This is a genomic window from Nocardia sp. FBN12 (assembly GCF_054031145.1).
Map to the genome: position 1 here is coordinate 1,841,495 of NZ_CM132926.1, position 17,797 is coordinate 1,859,291.

The window sequence follows — 17,797 nt, forward strand, 5'->3', positions numbered from 1 at the left end:
CGCGGGTCAGTACGGCTTGACCGCGCCGGTGGACAGGGCCGTCTTCGCTTTCGCGAGTGCGTCGGCGACCCCGGCGTCCTTGCTGCACAGTACGAAATCGGTGCCGTCGTTGGGCGAGGTCAGCCCGAAGCGCACGTTCTCGGCCTTCCACGAGTTGTCGAGCGCGGCGTTCACGGCGAACTCGACCTCGGCGCCGATATCGGTGTGCACGTAGCCCAGGTACACCGGGTTGGTGCAGTCACCCGGGATCGGACCGCCGACCATCGTGGCGCCGGACTGCGTCGCGGCCTGCTCCATGCCCGCCTTACCGAGGTTCACGATCTGCCCGAGCGTGCCCGCGCCTGCGCCGTAATCGGCCAGCGCGGCCTGCTTGGCCTTGGCCGGGTCGTTGAAATCGCCGACGTACTGCGGGGTCAGTACCTTCGCGTCCGGCTTCGCGAAACGGGCGCCGTTGCTGAAAGCGTTGGCGGCGTTGACGATCGCGGGCAGCTCGACACCGCCGACGAAGGCCACCACGCCGGACTTCGATCCCGCCGCCGACACCGCCCCGCTGAGGAACTCGGCCTCGGCCTGCTGCGGGTCGTAGTAGGCGAGGTTGGCGAGAGGCTTCGCGTCGGCCGGGCCGCCGATCTCGACGAACTTCACGTTCGGGAACTGCGGCGCCACTTTGCGCACGTCGGCGTCGGTCTGGCCGCCGAGGGAGATCACCAGGTCGTTGGTCGAGGCGAAACGGACCAGTGCCTGCTGATAGTCGCTCGCCGCGACCTGTTCGACCTTGCTGAGTTCCACTGTGTCGCCGAGCTTGTCGGCGATGCGCTGGTAGCCGAGGTACCCCGACTGCATGAAGCCGGTATCGGAGAGCGAGCCGGGAAAGAACACGCCGACCTTCAGTTTGCCGCCCGACGCTGTGGTGTCGGCGGAACCGCAGGCCGACAGGAGGGCAGCGGCGGCGAGGGCGGCCGAGCCGAAGGCGATCGCGCGCCGAGTGGACTTGTGCACGGGGTACTCCTTGATCGAACGAACCGCTCACTTAGCGGTATACCGTTAAGTGTCAGCCTGGGGCTCGCAGATGACGGGCAGATTACGGAAAAGTAAGAAACGGTCGCAGGCCACGAGCGGGCTACCGTGGTGGGCGTGCGGGAGCAGGAGGATGGTGCGGTGGCAGACGAACCGGCGAAGAAGTCGCTGCGGGATCAGGCCTACGAGGAGTTGCGGGACCGGATCATCGATCTGCGTTTGAGTCCCGGTCAGCGGCTGGTGGAACGCGACCTCGCCACCGAACTGGCCATCTCGCGGATCCCGCTGCGCGAGGCGCTGCAGATGCTCGAACGCGAAGGACTGGTCGTGATCGTGCCACGGCAGGGCGCGATCGTCGCCCCGTTCACGGTGACCGACGTGCGCGACCTCTTCGATGTTCGCGAGAGCCTCGAGGTCCTCGCGGCCCGCCTGGCCGCCGAGCGTGCCGAAGCGGTCGACCTCGCCGCCTTGCGCGCACAGCTCACCGCGGCTCGCCAGGCAACCGCCCGCGGCGACCAACCCGCGATCGCCGCCGCCAACGCCGGCTTCCACGCCGTCATCGTCGAAGTCTCCGGCAACCCGCTGCTGCAATCGTTGTTGCGCCCGTTGGAATCCCGAGTCCGCTGGCTGTTCCACCTGACCAAGGAACGCGACCCCGGCACCCAATGCGACGAACACGAAGCCCTCTACGCCGCCATCGCGGCCAACGACCCCGACGCTGCCGCCGAAATCGCTTACCGCCACGTAGCTTCCGGCCGGGAACCCAGCCTTGCCCTTTCCGCGAAGTGGTCCATGCCCCCCATCGACCCCGTGTCGGCTACCCGAACCCGCCAGCGGGGCAAGAGCGCCTGAAGTACTTGGTGTTGCTATCCGCTGGCGTGCAGGGCGACGCGGGCGGCGTGGATGGCGGGGTGTAGGCCGGTGCCGTTCCGGTAGACGAGGTGGGTGTGGCGGCGGATCGGCAACGCGGTGAGTGTGATCTGTTCCGGCGGTGCGTAGAGGGCCAGGGCTGGGACGATGGCGGTGCCCGCGCCTGCGGCGACGAGGGTGAGGACGGTGTCGAAGTCGTCGGCGTGATGGCGGATGTGCGGGGTGAATCCTGTTGCCTGGCAGGCTCGGATCGTGAGGGTGTGGCACAGGGTGCCGGGAGTGCCCGCGATCCAGGGGGATCGACGGTGCGCTGCCAGGGAATCCTCGGTGCACACGGGGGTTCGGGTGGCGAGGAAGACGGTTTCGGTGTGCAGGGGTTCGGTCTGCAGGGAAGGGTCCGCGTCGGCGGGGACCAGGTCGTAGTCGTGGGTGAGGGCGATGTCCAAGGTGCCCGCGCGTAAGGCGTTCGGGATGTCGGCCGGGTCGATTTCGGTGACCGTGAGTTCCAAGCGCGGATGGTCGGTGCTCAAGGTGACCAAAGCGGGGGAGAGCAGGGTGCGGGCGGCGGTGGGGAAGGTGCCGATACGCAGGGTGCCCGCCAGTTCGTCACGGGTGCAGGCCAATTCGGCGTCCGCGTGTTCGAGTGCCGCCAGGATCGTTTCGGTGTGACCGACCAGGAGCTGGGCGGCGGGCGTGAGCGTGACGCGGCGGCCCGAACGTTCGAGCAGCGGTACACCCGCTTCGCGTTCGAGCGCGGTGAGCTGTTGGGACACCGCCGAGGGCGTATAACTGAGCGCCTCGGCCACCGCGGCGATGGTGCCGCGATGGGCGAGTTCGCGGAGCAGGCGAAGTTTGCGGACATCGAGCATCATTTCAGCTTACGGTCGACATCATGAATGTGAACTGGACCTGATGGTGGGTCCGGCTCGACGATAGACATATGACATCGCTACACGGCCTCTTCGTCCCCCTGATCACCCCGTTCACTGCCGAGGGGGCACTCGAGCCCGTGGCGCTGGAACGCCACGCGCACGCCGTCCTCGACGCGGGCGCTACCGGACTCGTCGCACTCGGGACCACCGCCGAACCCTCCACTCTCACCGCCGCCGAGCGGGCTCGGGTTCTCGATATCTGCGCGGGCGTGTGCGCCGAACGCGGCGTGCCACTGATCGCGTGCGCGGGCGGCAATGCCACCGCGGAATCGGTCAGGGCTGTCACCGAACTCGCGCATCCCGTCGCGGCCGTGCTGGCGGTGGTGCCGTACTACGTGCGCCCGAGCGAGGAGGGCGTGATCGCGCACTTCACGCAGCTGGCGGCGCTCAGTCCGGCGCCGCTGCTGGTCTACGACGTCCCGCACCGCACCGGCCGCCCGCTGTGCGGCACCACGCTGATCCGGCTCGCGAACACACCGAATATCGCCGGCTTCAAACACGCCGTCGGCGGAATCGACGCGGCCAGTGTCGAATTGCTGGCCGCGCGTACCCCGGCGACCGTGCTCAGTGGCGACGACCGATTCGCCTCGGCGCTGCTCGCGCTCGGCGCGCACGGTGCCATTCTGGCCGCGGGCAATATCGCGCCTCGCGAGTACGCGGACCTCATCGACGCCTGGCGCACCGGCGATGTCACCAGGGCGCGCAGCATCGGCAACAGTCTCGACGCACTCGGCGCGGCCCTGTTCGCCGAGCCCAACCCCACCGTCATCAAGGCGGTGCTCGCCGAGCGCGGCCAGATCCCCAGCCCGGCCGTTCGCCTGCCGATGCTGCCCGCCTCCAGCGTCGCGACCAGGGCGGCGCTCATGGCGAGCGAGGCGGCGACGATCACGCGGGTCTGACACCGCATGGATCACGAACAATAGATTTCACTGGTCAACGGCACCGAAAAGTGCTTGGGTTAACCGGTGACGAAACCTCCGGATATCGGTGCCGCCGCGCCCGATCGCACTCCCGACAAGCTGGATGCCGCCGTTCTGAAGGTGGCGGGCGTCGTCGTCCTCGGTGCGGTGATGTCGATTCTCGACATCACTGTGGTCACCGTGGCGATCCCGACATTCATGGAGACGTTCAACGCCTCGATCGAGGTCGTCGCGTGGACGATGACCGCCTACACCCTGGCACTGGCGTCTGTCATCCCGATGACCGGTTGGGCAGCCGACCGGTTCGGCACCAAACGTCTCTATATGGCCGCGCTGACCTTCTTCGTCATCGGGTCGCTGCTGTGTTCGATCGCCTGGAGTATCGAATCGCTCATCGCGTTCCGGGTGGTCCAAGGCGTCGGCGGCGGCATGTTGATGCCACTCGGCATGACGATCATGACCCATGCCGCCGGTCCGCAGCGGATCGGCCGAGTGATGGCGGTGCTCGGCATCCCGATGCTGCTCGGCCCGATCTGTGGCCCGATCCTCGGTGGTTGGCTGATCGACGTCACCGACGGGGAGTGGGAGTGGATCTTCCGCATCAACCTGCCGCTCGGCCTGGTCGCGCTGGTACTGGCCTACATCGTGCTCGCCGCTGACAAGTCGAAGCCGTCGGAATCGTTCGACTTCCTCGGCATGCTGCTGGCTTCCCCTGGTCTGGCGCTGTTCCTGTTCGGCGTGTCCTCGATCCCGGAGAAGGGCACCGTGCTCGCCGCGCGTGTGCTGATTCCCGCGATCATCGGCGTGGTGCTGTTGGTGGCGTTCGTATTCCACGCGCTGCGCACCGAGCACCCACTCATCGACCTGCGCTTGTTCGCCAACACGTCGCTGCGCTCCTCGGTGTTGACGATGTCACTGTTCGCGATCGCGTTCTTCGGGGCCGGTTTCCTGCTGCCCAACTACCTGCAGCAGGTTCGCGGTGAAACGGCCTTCGACACCGGCCTGCTGATGGCGCCGCAGGGGATCGGTGCCATGCTGACGATGCCGATCGCGGGCTTCCTGGTCGACAAGATCGGCCCCGGCAAAATCGTCATGTTCGGCATCACCTTCATCACCATCGGCCTGGCCGGGTTCACCCAGCTGGGCGCCGACACCTCTTACCTGTGGATCGGCGGCGCGCTGTTCGTGATGGGTCTCGGCATGGGCTGCACCATGATGCCGGTGATGACCGCCGCGATCCAGACGCTCTCGCACGCCCAGGTCGCGCGCGGGTCGACCTTGATGAACATCATCAACCAGACCGCGGCGTCGATCGGCACGGCGACGATGTCGGTCGTGCTGGCCGCCCAGCTCAACGATCATCCGGAGGCGAAGGTCGCGATCGGCGCCAATGCCAGGCCCGACCTCGCCGCGCAGATCCCACCGTCGGTGCTCGAACAGGGACTCGACCTGGCGGCGACGGCGTTCAGTAATACCTACTGGGTCACGGTGGTGCTCGCGGCGCTGACGTTGATCCCGGCGTTGTTCCTGCCGCGGATCAAACCGAAGGCTCCGATCGACGCCGAAGTGGTGGCGTTGGCCTGATCTCTCACGGACGGCAAAGCCCGGGCGCAACATCGTGTTCCGTCCGGGCTTTCGCGTTGCGGGGTCAGCCGTAGAGCTTGACGAACATCTCCAGCGAGCGCTCGATATCGCCGCGCAAGGCCTTCGCGACGGCGGAACCGATCGGGCCGAACAGCGGCGCGCCGCCCAGGTCGATGTCGACACTCACCTTCGATCCGGTGCCGCTCGGCTCGACGAGCAGGCCGAGCCCGAACTTGGTGCCACCGATGCCCGTGCCGGTGAGGGCGAGCTTGCGGGGCGGCTCGGCGGTGCGCACCGTCCAGGTGACCTTGTTGCGGAAACCCTTCACGCGGGCGATGCCGACGAGGACGGTGCCCGGCGTGAGCTCCTCGGGCAGCGTGCCACGCCACGCCTCGTGAATGGTCAGCCAATCACCGAGGTGCGGGAGGTCGGACGCGTGCGCCCAGGCCTGGTCCGGCGGGACGGGGACATCGACGGAGAGCTTCAGTTTCGCCACGTCGGGATAGTATCCGGTACCCGCGGTTCCGCGACGATCGGATCAGGGCATCGTGAACCATAATAGATCAACCGTCCAGTAGTCTGGCCCGTTTCACGGGGAATCATGGTGTCGGACAGCATGATCCACATCGCGATCTGTCACTGTGCTGCTAATGTGTGCGGGTCGCTGAATCCGGAGCGTGTGAATCGGATATCCGATTCCATCCCGGGGTGGAAGGCGACTGCCTCGGCGGGCCGGCCGGCGAGGGCCACCGGCAAGGGTGTCGTGTGGTCGAGGACGACGAAAGATCTGATGAACTCAGGAATCGCGGTGCTGTTGCTTGTCATCGGTGCGCCGCTGTTACTGCTCGCGATCGCGGTCAGTGTATTGGCCATGCGTAACGAGCGCCGACAGCGGCAGCGGGCCGACGCCGCCATCCGCGAACGCCTCGCCTGTGAGAACGCCCTGATGCAGCTGGCGCAGACCACACTGCCCGCGATCACCGCGGCCGTGCGCAGGCACGAGATCCCCTCGATCGCGGTGGATGTGCCGGTGGAACTGGGTGATTCGCAATTCGGCCAGGCCCTGCAGTGGATCGCGACCGGTCACGCCGAAGATCTGCGCGTGGTCGTCGAGGAAACCAGGGCGATGGTCGAACGCTACGGCGAGCAGCGCCGCGTCAACGAGGTCACGGCCGCACAGGAGCAGGCCCGCGATGAGCTCGCGGCGTCCTCGCGAGCGGCCACCAGCGCCGCGGTGCGTTCGTTCGGTACCTCGGTGGTGAGCCTCGGCACCGACCTGGGCCAGGTGGTCAGCGCCGCGCTGCGCGAACATCGCGACGACGCGATCTACGAGACACTCACCCGGATCGACCACACCGTGCAGCAGATGATCCGCCAGGCACAGTCCTATGTGATCGTCTCCGGCGGTCTGCCCGGGCGCCGGTGGCCACAGCAGTCGCTCACCGATGTGGCGGGCGGCGCGACCGGCCGGGTCAGGGAATTCCTGCGGGTGCGTGCGTCGCAGTCCGACCGGATCGTGATCAGCCGCGCGGTCGAACCACTCGTGCACACCATGGCGACCCTGCTCGACAACGCACTGCGCTATTCGCCGCCGTCGTCGTTCGTCGAGATCGGTTTCCAGGAGGGCCATCACGGTGTCACCGTGATCATCGACGACGCGGGCATGCGCATGAGCCCGGAGCAACTCGAGGACGCGCGCTTGGTGCTCACCGGCGAACGCGCGGTCGACATCCACGACCTCGGTCCCGCGCCGAAGGTCGGCTTCCCCGGCATCGCGGCGCTCGCGCGGCGCTACGGATTCTCCGTGCACGTCGACGGGCCCAACATCTTCGGTGGCATGCGCGCGATGGTGTACGTGCCGTCGGCGCTGCTGGTGAGCGGGGATGCGCCGCGGCTGCCCGAGCCCGAACTCGCTGCGCCGGCCCATATTCCGGTACCGGTGGCCGAGGTCGAATCGCCCGGCGCCGACGTTCACGAGATCACCAGCGGTGGGCTGCCCAAGCGCCGCCGCCGACCTGTTGCCCCGGATTCGGCGGGGGTAACGACCGAGTCGGGGCAGGCGCGCCCCGACCTCGCCGCTGCCTGGCGCAGCGGATCCCGCAGCGGTCGTGCCGCTGCGGCCGAGCGAACCACGGAAGGAACAGCCGATGAGCACACCGGTAGCCGATAGCACCAACCGATTGGCATGGCTGCTCGAGGATCTGGAGATCCCCGGCGTCCGCTTCGCGGTGTTGCTGTCCGATGACGGGCTGCGCATCGCCCACTCCCGCGGCGTGGTCAAAGACGACGCCGAACGGTTCGCCGCGGCCGCCTCCGGCCTGCGCTCGCTCGGCAAGGCGCTCGGCGAATTCTGCGGCGGCTCGTCGAACGCGGTGCGTCAGAACATGACCGAGTACGACGAGGGCATGATCATGATCACCGCCGCCGGTGCGGGCGCCCTGCTCGGCGTCGCCACCACCGCCGATGTCGACGTCGCGCTCGTGGCGCATCGGATGAACGAACTGGCCTCGCGCGTAGGCCACGAGATCGGCAGCGCGCCCCGCCTAGGCGGGAGGAATTGAGCCGCGGCAGGCGCGATCCCGACCTGGTGCGGTCCTATGTGCGCACCGGCGGGCGGGTGCGTGCCGCCCATGATCTCGACCTGGTGACCCTGGTCCGTGCCGTCGACGACGCACGTCCCGATCACCGCCCCGACGAGCGTCGCCTGCTGGCACTCACCAGCCGCCGCGGCGCGCTCTCGATCGCCGAACTGTCGGCCTATCTGGACCTACCCGCCTCCGTCGTGAAGATCATCGTCTCGGATCTGCTCGACAGCGGTCACCTGCACTGCCCGACCCCGGCACAGGTGAAACCGGAACTCGCACTGATCAAGGAGGTGCTGCATGGCCTCCGCGCCATCGCGGGATGAGGTCGACTACGTCGCGGAAACCGTGACACGGTCGGTGAAGATCCTGGTCGCAGGAAATTTCGGCGTCGGCAAGACCACCTTCGTGTGCGGCGTGTCCGAGATCAGGCCGCTGCGCACCGAGGAGACGATCACCGAGGCCAGCATCGGTGTCGACGACATGGCTGGGTTGGGTAGCAAGGTATCGACCACGGTCGCACTGGATTTCGGCCGCATCACCCTGAATCCCCAACTGGCGCTGTATCTTTTCGGCACACCCGGTCAGGAACGGTTCGCCCCGCTGTGGGAGGAACTGGCTCGCGGTGCCCTCGGCGCGCTGGTGCTCGTCGACACCCGGCGCATCGAGAAGGCCGACGACGTGCTCTCGGCGCTGGAACAACGTGGCGTGCCCTACGCGGTCGCGGTGAACGAATTCGAGGGATTCCGGCGTTATCCGCTCGAGGAAGTGCGTGAGGCACTCGACCTCGCCCCCGGTACGCCGGTGATCGCGCTCGACGCCCGTCGCCGTGATCAGGGTCTGCGCGCGCTGATCACCTTGGCGGAGTATCTGTTTCGTAGGCAGGAAGCAACAGCGTCATGACGGTCGATATCGCCGCCGACGAACGGGTGGCGATGTGGGCACCCGAATTCGCCGCCGATCCGCAAGCCGCCTACCAGCGGATGCGGGCCGAATTCGGCGCGGTGGTGCCGGTGGAACTCTCGCCCGGAATCCGGGCCACGCTGGTGATCGGCTATCACACCGCGGTGCGCATACTCAACGATCCGGAGCACTTCCCGGCCGACCCGCGCATGTGGGAACGCGACATCCCGCAGGACTGTCCGGTGCTGCCGATGCTGCAGTTCCGGCCGGCCGCGCTGCGCACCACCGGCGCCGAGCACGCCCGGTACCGGCAGGCCAATGTCGCCGGGATCGCCGGGGTGGATCTGTACGCGATGCACAGCACCGTCGAACAGTTCGCCATTCCGCTGATCAACAGCTTCTGCGCGACCGGATCGGCGGACCTGCTGAGCCAGTACGCTTTTCCGTTGGTGTTCCAGGCGCTGAACTCGATGCTCGGGTGCACGCCCGAGATCGGGCAGCAGGTCGCCACCGGGATGGCGCAGATCTTCGAAGGTGACGACGCCGAGGCGGGCAACAACCTGCTCGCCGCGGCTCTGGCCGACCTGGTCGGGCTGCGCCAGCGCGAGCCCGGTGACGACGTCGCCACCCGCCTGCTCCAGCACCACGCTGCCCTGACCGACGAGGAGATGGTGCACCAACTGCTGGTGCTCTACGGCGCGGGCATCGAGCCGATGCTGAACCTGGTGGTCAACACCTTGCGGCTGATGCTCACCGACGACCGGTTCGCGGGAAGTGTGCTCGGCGGCAGTCTGTCCACCCGCGACGCACTCGACGAAGTGCTGTTCACCGATCCGCCACTGGCCAACTTCTGCATGACCTACCCGCGTCAGCCGATCTTGATCGAGGACACCTGGCTGCCCGCGCACGAACCGGTCGTCATCAGCATGTCGGCCTGCAACAACGATCCGGCCATCGCCGGGCGCGATGTCGTCGACAGCCGGGCGCACCTGGCCTGGAGCGCGGGCCCGCACGGTTGCCCGGCCAAGCCGGTGGCGTACCTGATCGTGCAGGACGCGATCGACCAATTGCTCGACGCGCTCCCGGAATTGACCCTCGCCGTGCCCGTCGAGGACCTGGTGTGGCGTCCAGGGCCGTTCCATCGGTCGCTCGCGGCGCTGCCCGTGCGATTCCCGAAGACACCGCCACTGCCGATGCCCTGAATCGCACGCGGGGCGGCACCGGCAGTGGTGGCGTCAGGCGGAAGGAGCGGTCAGCGCAGCCTGCATGGCCACACCGTCGACGTAGGTGTGCTTCGCCTTGACCGCGCCGTCCTCGACGGTCACCATGTCCGCGATATCCACGTCGACGGCGCCGCCGGTGACGGAGGTGCCGGACAGCTTCCATCGCACCACCCAGAAGTCGTCGCCGACGCGTAGGTCGAGCTGGGTGAAGACCAGGTCGGGGACGAGGACGAAGGTCTGCGCCGCGGCCGTGCGGATCTCCGCCCGTCCGTGCGCGGGTGCGCTCCCGGAATGCAGGTGGAAGACCGAATCGGGCGTGTGCAGCGCGGCGATCCGGTCGGGGTCACGCTCGGCCCAGCAGGCGTGATAGCGCTCGAACAGATCTTTGGTGGCATCGGACATAGCCAAGCCCTTCCAATATACAAACAGGGTGACTGTATGTTCCCGGATCGGGTGCGGCCGGTCAAGGGGCGAAGGGCCTCGGATCCGCCGTGGCCGTCGTCCTGCCCTAGACTTCGACGTCGCCATGAATCCTGATCGCCGGACCCAAGCCGAACGCTCGGCCTCGACGCGTGCCGCGGTGATCCGCGCCGGGCGAGAACTGTTCGGGCAGTTCGGCTATGGCGCGGTGAGCACGATCGCGGTGGCCGAGGCAGCCGGGGTCAGTCGCGGCGCGCTCTATCACCAGTTCAGTGAGAAGCGGGATCTGTTCGAGGCGGTGTTCGAGGATCTCGAGCGCAGCCTGGTCGAGGTGATCGCCACCGCCGTTGCCGAGGCGAGGGCCGAGGATCCGATCGCGAGCCTGATCGTGGGCTGCCTGGCGTGGTTGCAGGCCTCGACCGCGACCGAGGTGCGGCGGATCGCGCTGCTCGACGCGCCCGCGGTACTCGGGTGGAGTCGGTGGCGCGAGATCGAAGTGCGGCACACGATCGGCCTGGTGGAGAACGCGATGGCGGGGGCCATGGCCGCCGGACGGATCAGGAAGCAGCCGGTGCGGCCACTGGCGCTGGTGGTGGTGGGCGCGCTGGACGAGGCGGCGCAATATCTGGCGAATTCCGCGGAGGCGGGGGACATCGTCGCCGTCCGCGGGGTGATCGAGCAGATCATTTCCGGTCTGGCCGTCGACTGACGCATGTCGGATGGCCTGTCAATAGGTTAGCCTTGCCTAATGACTACTGGGACTGTGAACCGACCGACTATGGTCTACGCGCCGGTGATGGTTCGTCGTGCGGTGCGGCTGACGCCGCGCATGGTGCGGATCACCCTCGGTTGCCAGGACCCGGCAGCCCTTGCCGACACCGGGCCTGACCAGTACACGAAGCTCTTCTTCCCGCTTCCGGGCAGGCCGCGGCCCGTCGTGCCGCCGCCGCTGGCGGACCCCGGCAGCGTAATGAGTTGGTACCAGCAGTATCTCGCGATGCCGGACGAGATCCGCCCGCCGATGCGCACCTACACGATCCGCGCGCAGCGGCCCGAGCTCGGCGAGCTCGACATCGACTTCGCCCTGCACGCCGAGCACGCGGGCCCCGCCTCGGACTGGGCTTCGACCGCGGCGCCGGGCGACGAGATCGGCCTGCTCTGCCCGCCGCACGCGCTCTACACGCCGCCCGCCGATCCTGATTGGCAGCTGGTCGTCGGTGACGAGACCGCGATTCCCGCGATCGGCGCGATCATCGAACGCCTCGACGCGGGTGCGCCGGTGCGGGCATTCATCGAGGTCGACGGCCCGGCCGACGAGCAGCGGTTCGAGACCCGTGGCGATGTGCGGATCGAGTGGGTGCATCGCGGCGATCGCCCGCACGGCGAGGCGGTGGTCGACGCGGTCCGCGCCGCCGATTTTCCCGTGGGCGCGCCCTACGCGTGGATCTCCGGTGAGGCCGAGTTGGTCAAGCTCACCCGGCGCAATCTGGTCCGCGACCGCGGCGTCGACAAGCGCGCCATCACCTTCACCGGCTACTGGCGGCAGGGCCGGACCGAGGAGGACAACGGCCGCGAGAAGGTGCGCCGCGCCGCGGCCGGTGAGCCGCTCGTCGACGAGGACTGACGCGCATCGCGCCGCTGTGACGCCACTAATAGTTATTGCACTAACTGTTAGTGGCGTAATAGTGTGTGGGCTAAGGAAGGTGGTGGACGATGCAGGAGCTCGACGACCCGTTGCGGCTCGACCGGCAGGTGTGCTTCGCCCTGGCGGTGGCCAATCGATCGGTACTGGCGGTCTACCGGCCGCTGCTCGAACCGCTCGGCCTGACGCATCCGCAGTATCTGGTGATGCTCGCACTGTGGGGTGAGGCACCGATGTCGGTGAAGGCTGTCGCCGAGGCGATCCAGCTCGACTCCGCGACGTTGTCACCGCTGCTCAAGCGGCTCGAATCCGCCGGTCTCATCACCCGCCGCCGCGATCCGCACGACGAGCGCACGCTGCACATCGACCTCACCGAGGCGGGCCGTGACCTGCGCGAACAGGCCGAGCGGATCCCGCCCGCCGTGGTGGCACGCCTCGGCGTGAGCCTCGCGGACCTGGAAGAATTGCGCGATGTCCTCGGCCGGGTGAACGCGGCCGCGCGACGCGCATCCGATGTGAGGGACCAGTAATGAGCAACTCGACCCCGAATCTCTGGCAGCGCCTTCGCTACCTCACCGGCGGCACCCTGCCGCCCGCGATGGCGGACTGGGTGCTCGCCGACCTCACCGGTCCCGGCGCGACCCGCCGATACCTGATGCGCTTCCTGCTGCCTGTGCTTCCGGTGCTGTGCCTGTTCTTGCTGGTCCCAGGCCCGCTGTGGATCGGCCTGTCGATGATGGCGCTGCTCTACCTGCCGCTGGTCTACTTCACCGTGGCATTGGTCTATGTGTACCGGCGGCACCGCCTGGTCAGTCACGGCTTCGATCCCGAGTTGGCGAACGAGGCCGAACGCCGCCGGGCCGAGTCCGAGCGCGTCGCCTACGAGAGTCGCCACCACCGCGGCTGAGCCGCGTTCCCGCCGTGATCGAACGGGGAGTCAGCCCGCACGGAGGGTGGGCCCGATGAATCGTTCGACCAGGTGACGTTCCGCAGTGGCGTCGGGCAGCGGCCAGGTGAGCAGCGACAAGACGACGCGCACGACCCAGCCCGCGGCCTCGTCGTCGGGTGCGATCCTGGTGAGCGCCGTCGCGATATGGCCGAGTTCCGGTGCGCCGGCAAGGAATTCGTCGGTATCGGGGGAGCGGTGCCGGATCAGCCATTGGCGCAGCACCGGGTCGGCGCGGATGGCGGCGACGGCGGCCAGGATGGCCTCGACGGGTCGTCGGCCGGGCGGAACGGAGTCGACGGCCGCCTCGACGCGGGCGACGACGGAGCCCGCGGCCCGGACCATCACGGCCCGCACCAGTTGTGCCTTGCCGCCGACGTGGCGATACAGCGTCGCGCGTGAGCAACCGGCGGCCGCGGCGATGTCGTCGGCGGTGACGTTGTCTATGCCGTGTTCGAGGAACAGTGTGAGGGCCGCGCGTTCGATGCGGTCGACCGCGATGGTGCGTCGGTCGCCGCCGGTCAGCCAGTCCACATGGTCGGTCATCGGCGAGCCTCCAACGCTGACTGTCTCATCTCGAGACGTTCGATGAAATCTGTCTATCCGAATCCAGCCAGGCAGGGACTGTTTTCGAAGAAGTTCGCAGCGGGTTGCACGACAACGACATCGCCCCGCTGTCTCAGTGTGAGACAGTCGTTGACCGCGTGCCTCTCGGCGATGCACGGTGAGCGCCGACAGCCTGACCAGGAAAGGCGGCGGCCATGACCACAGACCTCGCAGCGATCGACCTGTTCGACCCGGCGGTGCTCGACGACCCCTACCCGATGTATCGCGCCCTGCGCGAGGAAGCGCCCGTCTACCGGGTGCCCGGCACCGACTTCTTCCTCGTCGCCTCGTGGGCCGCGGTCACCGAGGCGACCCGGCGCCCGGCGGCGTTCTCCTCCCATCTGACCGCAGTGCTCGTCGCCCAGCCGGGTGCGGCGCCGACGACCTTCGACCTCGACGCGACCGGGCAGGGTCTGCACGTGCTCGCCACGGCCGACGACGACATCCACGCCACCCATCGCGGCATCGTCGGACCCGCGCTGGCCAAAAGGATCCGCACTGTGGGCCCGGTCGTCACCGCACTCACCGAACAGCTCTGGGTGGAGGAACTCGACGGTGATCGGATCGACTGGGCCACCGGGGTCGCCGATCGCTTGCCCCTGGCGCTGATCGCCGAACTCGTCGGCCTGCCCGCGGCCGACGTGCCGACACTGCTCTCGCTGGCCTACGACTCCACCGAGATGCTGGGTGGTGTCGTGGCCGACGGGCGAATGACCGCGCTGATCACCTCGGCGGCCGAGCTCGCCCACTACGCGTACCTGGCGATCAGCGGTGCGAAAGAACCAGTAGCCGAACGGGATTCGCCGCGAACACTGCTCGAGGTGCTCGTCGAGGCGATGGCGGCGGGCAAGATCGACGAGCAGCAGGCGGTGCTGATCGTGGTGCAGCTGATCGGCGCGGGCGGGGAATCGACCGCGGGCCTGATCGCGTCGGCGGCCCGGTTGCTCGCCACCGATCTCGCACTGCAGACCCGTCTGCGCGAACGTCTCGAGCTCGTTCCCGCCTTGCTCGACGAGGTGCTGCGACTGGAGTCGCCCTTCCGCGGACACCACCGCCACGTCGTGGCCGACACGCAGCTCGCCGGCGTCGACCTACCCGCGGGCAGCCACCTGCTGTTGCTCTGGGGAGCCGCCAATCGCGATCCCGCCGCTTACCCGGACCCGGACGTCGTCGACCTGGACCGGCCCCGCGGACGTGCCAACGCGGCGTTCGGTATGGGCGCCCATTTCTGCATCGGTTCCGCCCTGGCCCGCCTCGAAGCGACCGCCGCGATCACACTGCTCCTCGAACGGACTGAACAGTTCGCGCTGATCGATGCGGAGCCGCCACGCTGGGTGCCCAGTCTTTTCGCCCGCCGCCACGCGACGCTTCCGCTGCGCATTGCTCGGCGCTGAGTTCGGTCCACGACGGCCGGACTCGTAGTCTCGCGGGCAATGGCGCCTTCGCCGGGAGGCGAGCAGCGCTGAACTGATCGGGCTCGGTGGACAGCAGGCGGCGCGAGCGTCACCTTGCACGGACGGCGTTGTCTTGTGGGCGGGGTGTGGCACGGTGTCGGGGTGCGTCCCCGTCAGTTCCTGTCCGCCTGCCTGCTCGCGACGACAGCGTTGTTCGCCGGATGCGCGTCCGCCACCACGGATGCGAACCCGACGACGTCGACCGCGACGGCCATATCCTCGGAGAGCCCCGTGCCGTCGACTTTCCCCGCCGCCAACCGCACTGTCGTCCTCGATCCCGGTCACAACGGGGGCAACGCCACGCACCTCGCGCAGATCAACGCGCCGGTGCCCGACGGGCGCGGCGGGACCAAGCCCTGCAACACCACCGGCACCTCGGCCGCGAGTGGGTACGCCGAGCACGAATTCACCTGGGATGTCACCCAGCGGGTGCGTGACGCTCTTTCCGCGCGCGGTGTGCGGGTGATCCTCACTCGCGCCGACGACTCCGGCGTCGGTCCGTGCGTCGATCAGCGTGCCGCGATCGCGAATCAGTCCGGCGCCGACGCGGTCGTCTCGATCCATGCCGACGGCAATACCGGCGCGGGCGCACACGGATTCCACATCGCCTATGCCGAACCTCCGCTGAACCCGGTCCAGGCCGAGTCGGGGACCCGACTGGCGATCGCGCTGCGCGATGCCATGGTCGCCGGTGGCGCGGTGCCCTCTACCTATGTGGGCTCGGCGGGGCTGGACCCGCGGGCGGATCTGGCCGGGCTCAACCTGGCCGAGCGGCCGAGCGCGCTGGTCGAATGCGGCAATATGCGGTCGGCGACCGACGCCGCGCTCATCGAGACCCCGGCGGGGCGGGCCCGCTACGCCGAGCTCATCACGGCCGGAATCCTCGCGTTCCTCGGTTGACCGAGACGGCCTCCAGTGGATTTTGGAGGAGTCGCGCAAAGTTCGCCACGCCCACTTCAGACCGCCTCGTCGTTGGATCAGTAAGGCGGCTTGTTGTCGACATGGCTACCTATTGCCGACCGCTGGCAAATCTGTACACCCGTGTCAGCTGGGGGATTAACTCCTTGGTTGCCGCGAAGAGAAACCGGTTGGTTCGAATCGCTGCTATTCGCTGAGTTCGCACGCCTGTGAAACTTTGCGTGAATACCGGCCGGTAGCGGTATTTTTCGCTACCGGAGTGGTTGACGGTTGATCTTCTCCGCTCTACTGTCCTGAATCACAGTTCGATATCGAAGTGTTCAGTGTCATCGCTCGAAATGTTTCCCGGACGGCAAGCCGGCCCCTGCCGTCCTCCGTATGCGTTTCCAAGGAGTATTGATAGTGAGAAGTCGAATTCTGTTCTTCGCCGGCGCAATGGCGTTGGCGCCTCTTGTCACTGCGCTGGTGCCGGTCGGTAGTGTCAATGCCCACGGCTGGGTGACCGGGCCGGCGAGCAGGCAGGAACAATGTGCCCGTGGGCTCGTGCCCTGCGGAGCGGTGAAATATGAACCGCAGAGCGTAGAGGGTCCGAAGGGGCTCACCAACTGCAGTGCGAACAAATACCTCGAACTCGATGACGACAGCCTCGGCTGGGTCCCGCAGAAGGTTTCCGGTAGTACGAGATTCACATGGAAGAACACCGCGAACCATCGCACCTTGAATTGGGAGTATTTTATCGGCAATACGCGGGTTGCCGTGTTCGACGGCCAGAATGCGCAGCCGGCCATGGAGGTAACGCATACCGTCGATTTGTCGAACTATTCCGGGCGGCAGAAATTGCGTGCGGTCTGGAATATCGGTGACACCGCGGCCGCTTTCTACAGTTGTGTCGATCTCGAGATCGGTGGTGGTACACCGCCGACTACGACCACCCCGAAACCGACCACGTCCCAGCCGGCCACCACCACCCCGGCTCCCACCACACCGCCGTCGACAACCACCAAACCCCCGGCCGCGACGACGAAGCCGCCCGTCACGACCACCCCGGGCCACGAACACCCGACCACCACCGCTCCTGCCGGATCAGCGTGGCGTCAGGGCGCCACCTATGCGATCGGCGACAAGGTGACTTATCAGGGCGCCACCTACAGCTGCAGGCAGGCGCACACCGTCCACGATCCGAACTGGACGCCGCCGAACACGCCCGCACTCTGGTCGCGGATATAACTCGAGCGTTGCGGGCGGGCGAGCGGAAACGTTTCGTGTGTTCTCCCACCATCCATCCCACGATGGGGTGAGGATGGGGACCGACTCGCCGGCCTCGCGTTCGGTCGGCCCCGCAGCACAAGGGACGTGAGATATGAGTGACAGGAAATCAGCCTTGACCGTCGCTGCCATCGGGACAGTATTGCTGGCAACGACTCTCGGCGCGCCGACCGCCTCGGCCGGTGTCTCCCAGTTGACGGTCAAGCCCAACCTCAGCGTCGGTTCGGCAACCAACTTCGGCACCGGATGCACCCACCAGTTGCTGGCCAGGCTCAGCGTCGGCATCGTTCCTGTCGCGTTCTACGACAACGGCGCACTGCTGGCCGTGGTCGCCCCGACCGACGGCGTCGCCATGTACGACTGGGTGCCGTCGTACACCGGCGCCCACACGTTGACAGCCGTCCAGGACGGTATCGCCGGCAGCGCGAACGTTTCGGTGGGACGAGGATTCCTCTTCGGCGAATCCTGCGTGGTCACCGGCGGCTGACCCGTCGACAACACTGTGGCCCGGTTC

At 67.6% G+C, this 17,797-nt stretch carries 21 protein-coding genes; 16 read left to right on the plus strand and 5 right to left on the minus strand.

All coding sequences use genetic code 11. The features are described from left to right. Positions 1–6 precede the first annotated feature (6 nt). A complete protein-coding gene (locus tag ACWZHB_RS09115; protein ID WP_427907497.1) occupies positions 7–999 on the minus strand; it encodes a BMP family protein in 993 nt (330 codons plus the stop codon). A 135-nt stretch (positions 1,000–1,134) separates the two neighbouring features. On the opposite strand from ACWZHB_RS09115, the gene ACWZHB_RS09120 reads away from it, so the two are divergent. Continuing rightward, positions 1,135–1,869: a GntR family transcriptional regulator gene (locus ACWZHB_RS09120; RefSeq protein WP_427907498.1), complete on the plus strand. Its 735-nt coding sequence runs from the start codon at positions 1,135–1,137 to the stop codon at positions 1,867–1,869. A 14-nt stretch (positions 1,870–1,883) separates the two neighbouring features. Here ACWZHB_RS09120 and ACWZHB_RS09125 read toward each other — a convergent pair whose 3' ends face one another. Further along, positions 1,884–2,756 carry a LysR family transcriptional regulator gene (locus tag ACWZHB_RS09125; protein WP_427909120.1) on the minus strand — a complete coding sequence of 291 codons (873 nt, stop codon included), beginning with the start codon at positions 2,754–2,756 and terminating at the stop codon, positions 1,884–1,886. A 71-nt stretch (positions 2,757–2,827) separates the two neighbouring features. On the opposite strand from ACWZHB_RS09125, the gene dapA reads away from it, so the two are divergent. After that, positions 2,828–3,718 carry a 4-hydroxy-tetrahydrodipicolinate synthase gene (dapA, locus tag ACWZHB_RS09130; RefSeq protein ID WP_427907499.1) on the plus strand — a complete coding sequence of 297 codons (891 nt, stop codon included), beginning with the start codon at positions 2,828–2,830 and terminating at the stop codon, positions 3,716–3,718. Positions 3,719–3,784: 66 nt separating this feature from the next. Then, positions 3,785–5,323: a DHA2 family efflux MFS transporter permease subunit gene (locus ACWZHB_RS09135; RefSeq protein ID WP_427907500.1), complete on the plus strand. Its 1,539-nt coding sequence runs from the start codon at positions 3,785–3,787 to the stop codon at positions 5,321–5,323. A 64-nt stretch (positions 5,324–5,387) separates the two neighbouring features. On the opposite strand, the gene ACWZHB_RS09140 is transcribed toward ACWZHB_RS09135, so the two are convergent. Further along, a complete protein-coding gene (locus ACWZHB_RS09140; protein ID WP_194827560.1) occupies positions 5,388–5,819 on the minus strand; it encodes a type II toxin-antitoxin system Rv0910 family toxin in 432 nt (143 codons plus the stop codon). 294 nt (positions 5,820–6,113) lie between these two features. On the opposite strand from ACWZHB_RS09140, the gene ACWZHB_RS09145 reads away from it, so the two are divergent. Genes ACWZHB_RS09145 through ACWZHB_RS09165 form a run of 5 tightly spaced genes read left to right on the plus strand, consistent with a single transcriptional unit; the run spans position 6,114 to position 10,010 of the window. Continuing rightward, positions 6,114–7,493: a sensor histidine kinase gene (locus tag ACWZHB_RS09145; protein ID WP_427907501.1), complete on the plus strand. Its 1,380-nt coding sequence runs from the start codon at positions 6,114–6,116 to the stop codon at positions 7,491–7,493. After that, positions 7,471–7,884, plus strand: coding sequence for a roadblock/LC7 domain-containing protein (locus tag ACWZHB_RS09150; protein ID WP_427907502.1), 414 nt, complete (start codon positions 7,471–7,473; stop codon positions 7,882–7,884). Before ACWZHB_RS09145 ends, ACWZHB_RS09150 begins: the two co-directional genes overlap by 23 nt. Next, positions 7,881–8,231, plus strand: coding sequence for a DUF742 domain-containing protein (locus ACWZHB_RS09155; protein WP_194827562.1), 351 nt, complete (start codon positions 7,881–7,883; stop codon positions 8,229–8,231). The genes ACWZHB_RS09150 and ACWZHB_RS09155 overlap by 4 nt, the downstream gene beginning before the upstream one ends. Further along, positions 8,206–8,808 carry a GTP-binding protein gene (locus tag ACWZHB_RS09160; RefSeq protein ID WP_410875655.1) on the plus strand — a complete coding sequence of 201 codons (603 nt, stop codon included), beginning with the start codon at positions 8,206–8,208 and terminating at the stop codon, positions 8,806–8,808. Before ACWZHB_RS09155 ends, ACWZHB_RS09160 begins: the two co-directional genes overlap by 26 nt. Beyond that, positions 8,805–10,010, plus strand: coding sequence for a cytochrome P450 family protein (locus ACWZHB_RS09165; protein WP_427907503.1), 1,206 nt, complete (start codon positions 8,805–8,807; stop codon positions 10,008–10,010). Before ACWZHB_RS09160 ends, ACWZHB_RS09165 begins: the two co-directional genes overlap by 4 nt. Before the next feature lie 33 nt (positions 10,011–10,043). On the opposite strand, the gene ACWZHB_RS09170 is transcribed toward ACWZHB_RS09165, so the two are convergent. Further along, positions 10,044–10,433, minus strand: a complete 390-nt coding sequence (locus tag ACWZHB_RS09170) for a nuclear transport factor 2 family protein (protein ID WP_427907504.1) — start codon at positions 10,431–10,433, stop codon at positions 10,044–10,046. A 124-nt stretch (positions 10,434–10,557) separates the two neighbouring features. Here ACWZHB_RS09170 and ACWZHB_RS09175 point away from each other — a divergent pair, with 124 nt between their 5' ends. The 4 genes from ACWZHB_RS09175 (at position 10,558) to ACWZHB_RS09190 (ending at position 13,000) form a co-directional block, all read left to right on the plus strand. After that, a complete protein-coding gene (locus tag ACWZHB_RS09175) occupies positions 10,558–11,160 on the plus strand; it encodes a TetR/AcrR family transcriptional regulator (protein ID WP_427907505.1) in 603 nt (200 codons plus the stop codon). A 39-nt stretch (positions 11,161–11,199) separates the two neighbouring features. Beyond that, positions 11,200–12,075 (plus strand): siderophore-interacting protein, encoded by an 876-nt coding sequence (locus ACWZHB_RS09180; protein WP_427907506.1) that lies wholly within the window; start codon positions 11,200–11,202, stop codon positions 12,073–12,075. Positions 12,076–12,164: 89 nt separating this feature from the next. Further along, entirely contained in the window at positions 12,165–12,623 is a 459-nt protein-coding gene (locus ACWZHB_RS09185) for a MarR family winged helix-turn-helix transcriptional regulator (RefSeq protein ID WP_427907507.1), read from the plus strand. Further along, positions 12,623–13,000 carry a DUF5313 family protein gene (locus ACWZHB_RS09190; RefSeq protein ID WP_427907508.1) on the plus strand — a complete coding sequence of 126 codons (378 nt, stop codon included), beginning with the start codon at positions 12,623–12,625 and terminating at the stop codon, positions 12,998–13,000. Before ACWZHB_RS09185 ends, ACWZHB_RS09190 begins: the two co-directional genes overlap by 1 nt. A gap of 30 nt (positions 13,001–13,030) precedes the next feature. Here the strand turns inward: ACWZHB_RS09190 and ACWZHB_RS09195 are convergent, their stop codons facing one another. Then, positions 13,031–13,585, minus strand: a complete 555-nt coding sequence (locus ACWZHB_RS09195; RefSeq protein ID WP_427907509.1) for a TetR/AcrR family transcriptional regulator — start codon at positions 13,583–13,585, stop codon at positions 13,031–13,033. Between the two features lie 215 nt (positions 13,586–13,800). Here ACWZHB_RS09195 and ACWZHB_RS09200 point away from each other — a divergent pair, with 215 nt between their 5' ends. From ACWZHB_RS09200 to ACWZHB_RS09215, 4 genes are all read left to right on the plus strand, one after another. Further along, a complete protein-coding gene (locus ACWZHB_RS09200; protein WP_427907510.1) occupies positions 13,801–15,039 on the plus strand; it encodes a cytochrome P450 in 1,239 nt (412 codons plus the stop codon). Positions 15,040–15,201: 162 nt separating this feature from the next. After that, complete coding sequence (locus tag ACWZHB_RS09205; RefSeq protein ID WP_427907511.1) at positions 15,202–15,999, plus strand: N-acetylmuramoyl-L-alanine amidase; 798 nt, start codon at positions 15,202–15,204, stop codon at positions 15,997–15,999. A 396-nt stretch (positions 16,000–16,395) separates the two neighbouring features. After that, the gene (locus ACWZHB_RS09210) at positions 16,396–17,244 is read left to right on the plus strand and encodes a carbohydrate-binding protein (RefSeq protein WP_427907512.1); all 849 of its coding nucleotides are present in this window, start codon (positions 16,396–16,398) and stop codon (positions 17,242–17,244) included. Between the two features lie 133 nt (positions 17,245–17,377). Then, a complete protein-coding gene (locus tag ACWZHB_RS09215) occupies positions 17,378–17,770 on the plus strand; it encodes a hypothetical protein (RefSeq protein ID WP_427907513.1) in 393 nt (130 codons plus the stop codon). The last annotated feature ends 27 nt before the right edge of the window (positions 17,771–17,797 follow it).

Coding starts and splice junctions, on each gene's coding strand:
- ACWZHB_RS09125 (WP_427909120.1), bottom strand. CDS start 2,756: ATGCTCGATGTCCGCAAACTTCGCCTGCTCCGCGAACTCGCCCATCGC.
- dapA (WP_427907499.1), top strand. CDS start 2,828: ATGACATCGCTACACGGCCTCTTCGTCCCCCTGATCACCCCGTTCACT.
- ACWZHB_RS09145 (WP_427907501.1), top strand. CDS start 6,114: ATGAACTCAGGAATCGCGGTGCTGTTGCTTGTCATCGGTGCGCCGCTG.
- ACWZHB_RS09150 (WP_427907502.1), top strand. CDS start 7,471: ATGAGCACACCGGTAGCCGATAGCACCAACCGATTGGCATGGCTGCTC.
- ACWZHB_RS09160 (WP_410875655.1), top strand. CDS start 8,206: ATGGCCTCCGCGCCATCGCGGGATGAGGTCGACTACGTCGCGGAAACC.
- ACWZHB_RS09165 (WP_427907503.1), top strand. CDS start 8,805: ATGACGGTCGATATCGCCGCCGACGAACGGGTGGCGATGTGGGCACCC.
- ACWZHB_RS09170 (WP_427907504.1), bottom strand. CDS start 10,433: ATGTCCGATGCCACCAAAGATCTGTTCGAGCGCTATCACGCCTGCTGG.
- ACWZHB_RS09175 (WP_427907505.1), top strand. CDS start 10,558: ATGAATCCTGATCGCCGGACCCAAGCCGAACGCTCGGCCTCGACGCGT.
- ACWZHB_RS09180 (WP_427907506.1), top strand. CDS start 11,200: ATGACTACTGGGACTGTGAACCGACCGACTATGGTCTACGCGCCGGTG.
- ACWZHB_RS09185 (WP_427907507.1), top strand. CDS start 12,165: ATGCAGGAGCTCGACGACCCGTTGCGGCTCGACCGGCAGGTGTGCTTC.
- ACWZHB_RS09190 (WP_427907508.1), top strand. CDS start 12,623: ATGAGCAACTCGACCCCGAATCTCTGGCAGCGCCTTCGCTACCTCACC.
- ACWZHB_RS09195 (WP_427907509.1), bottom strand. CDS start 13,585: ATGACCGACCATGTGGACTGGCTGACCGGCGGCGACCGACGCACCATC.
- ACWZHB_RS09200 (WP_427907510.1), top strand. CDS start 13,801: ATGACCACAGACCTCGCAGCGATCGACCTGTTCGACCCGGCGGTGCTC.
- ACWZHB_RS09210 (WP_427907512.1), top strand. CDS start 16,396: ATGCGTTTCCAAGGAGTATTGATAGTGAGAAGTCGAATTCTGTTCTTC.
- ACWZHB_RS09215 (WP_427907513.1), top strand. CDS start 17,378: ATGAGTGACAGGAAATCAGCCTTGACCGTCGCTGCCATCGGGACAGTA.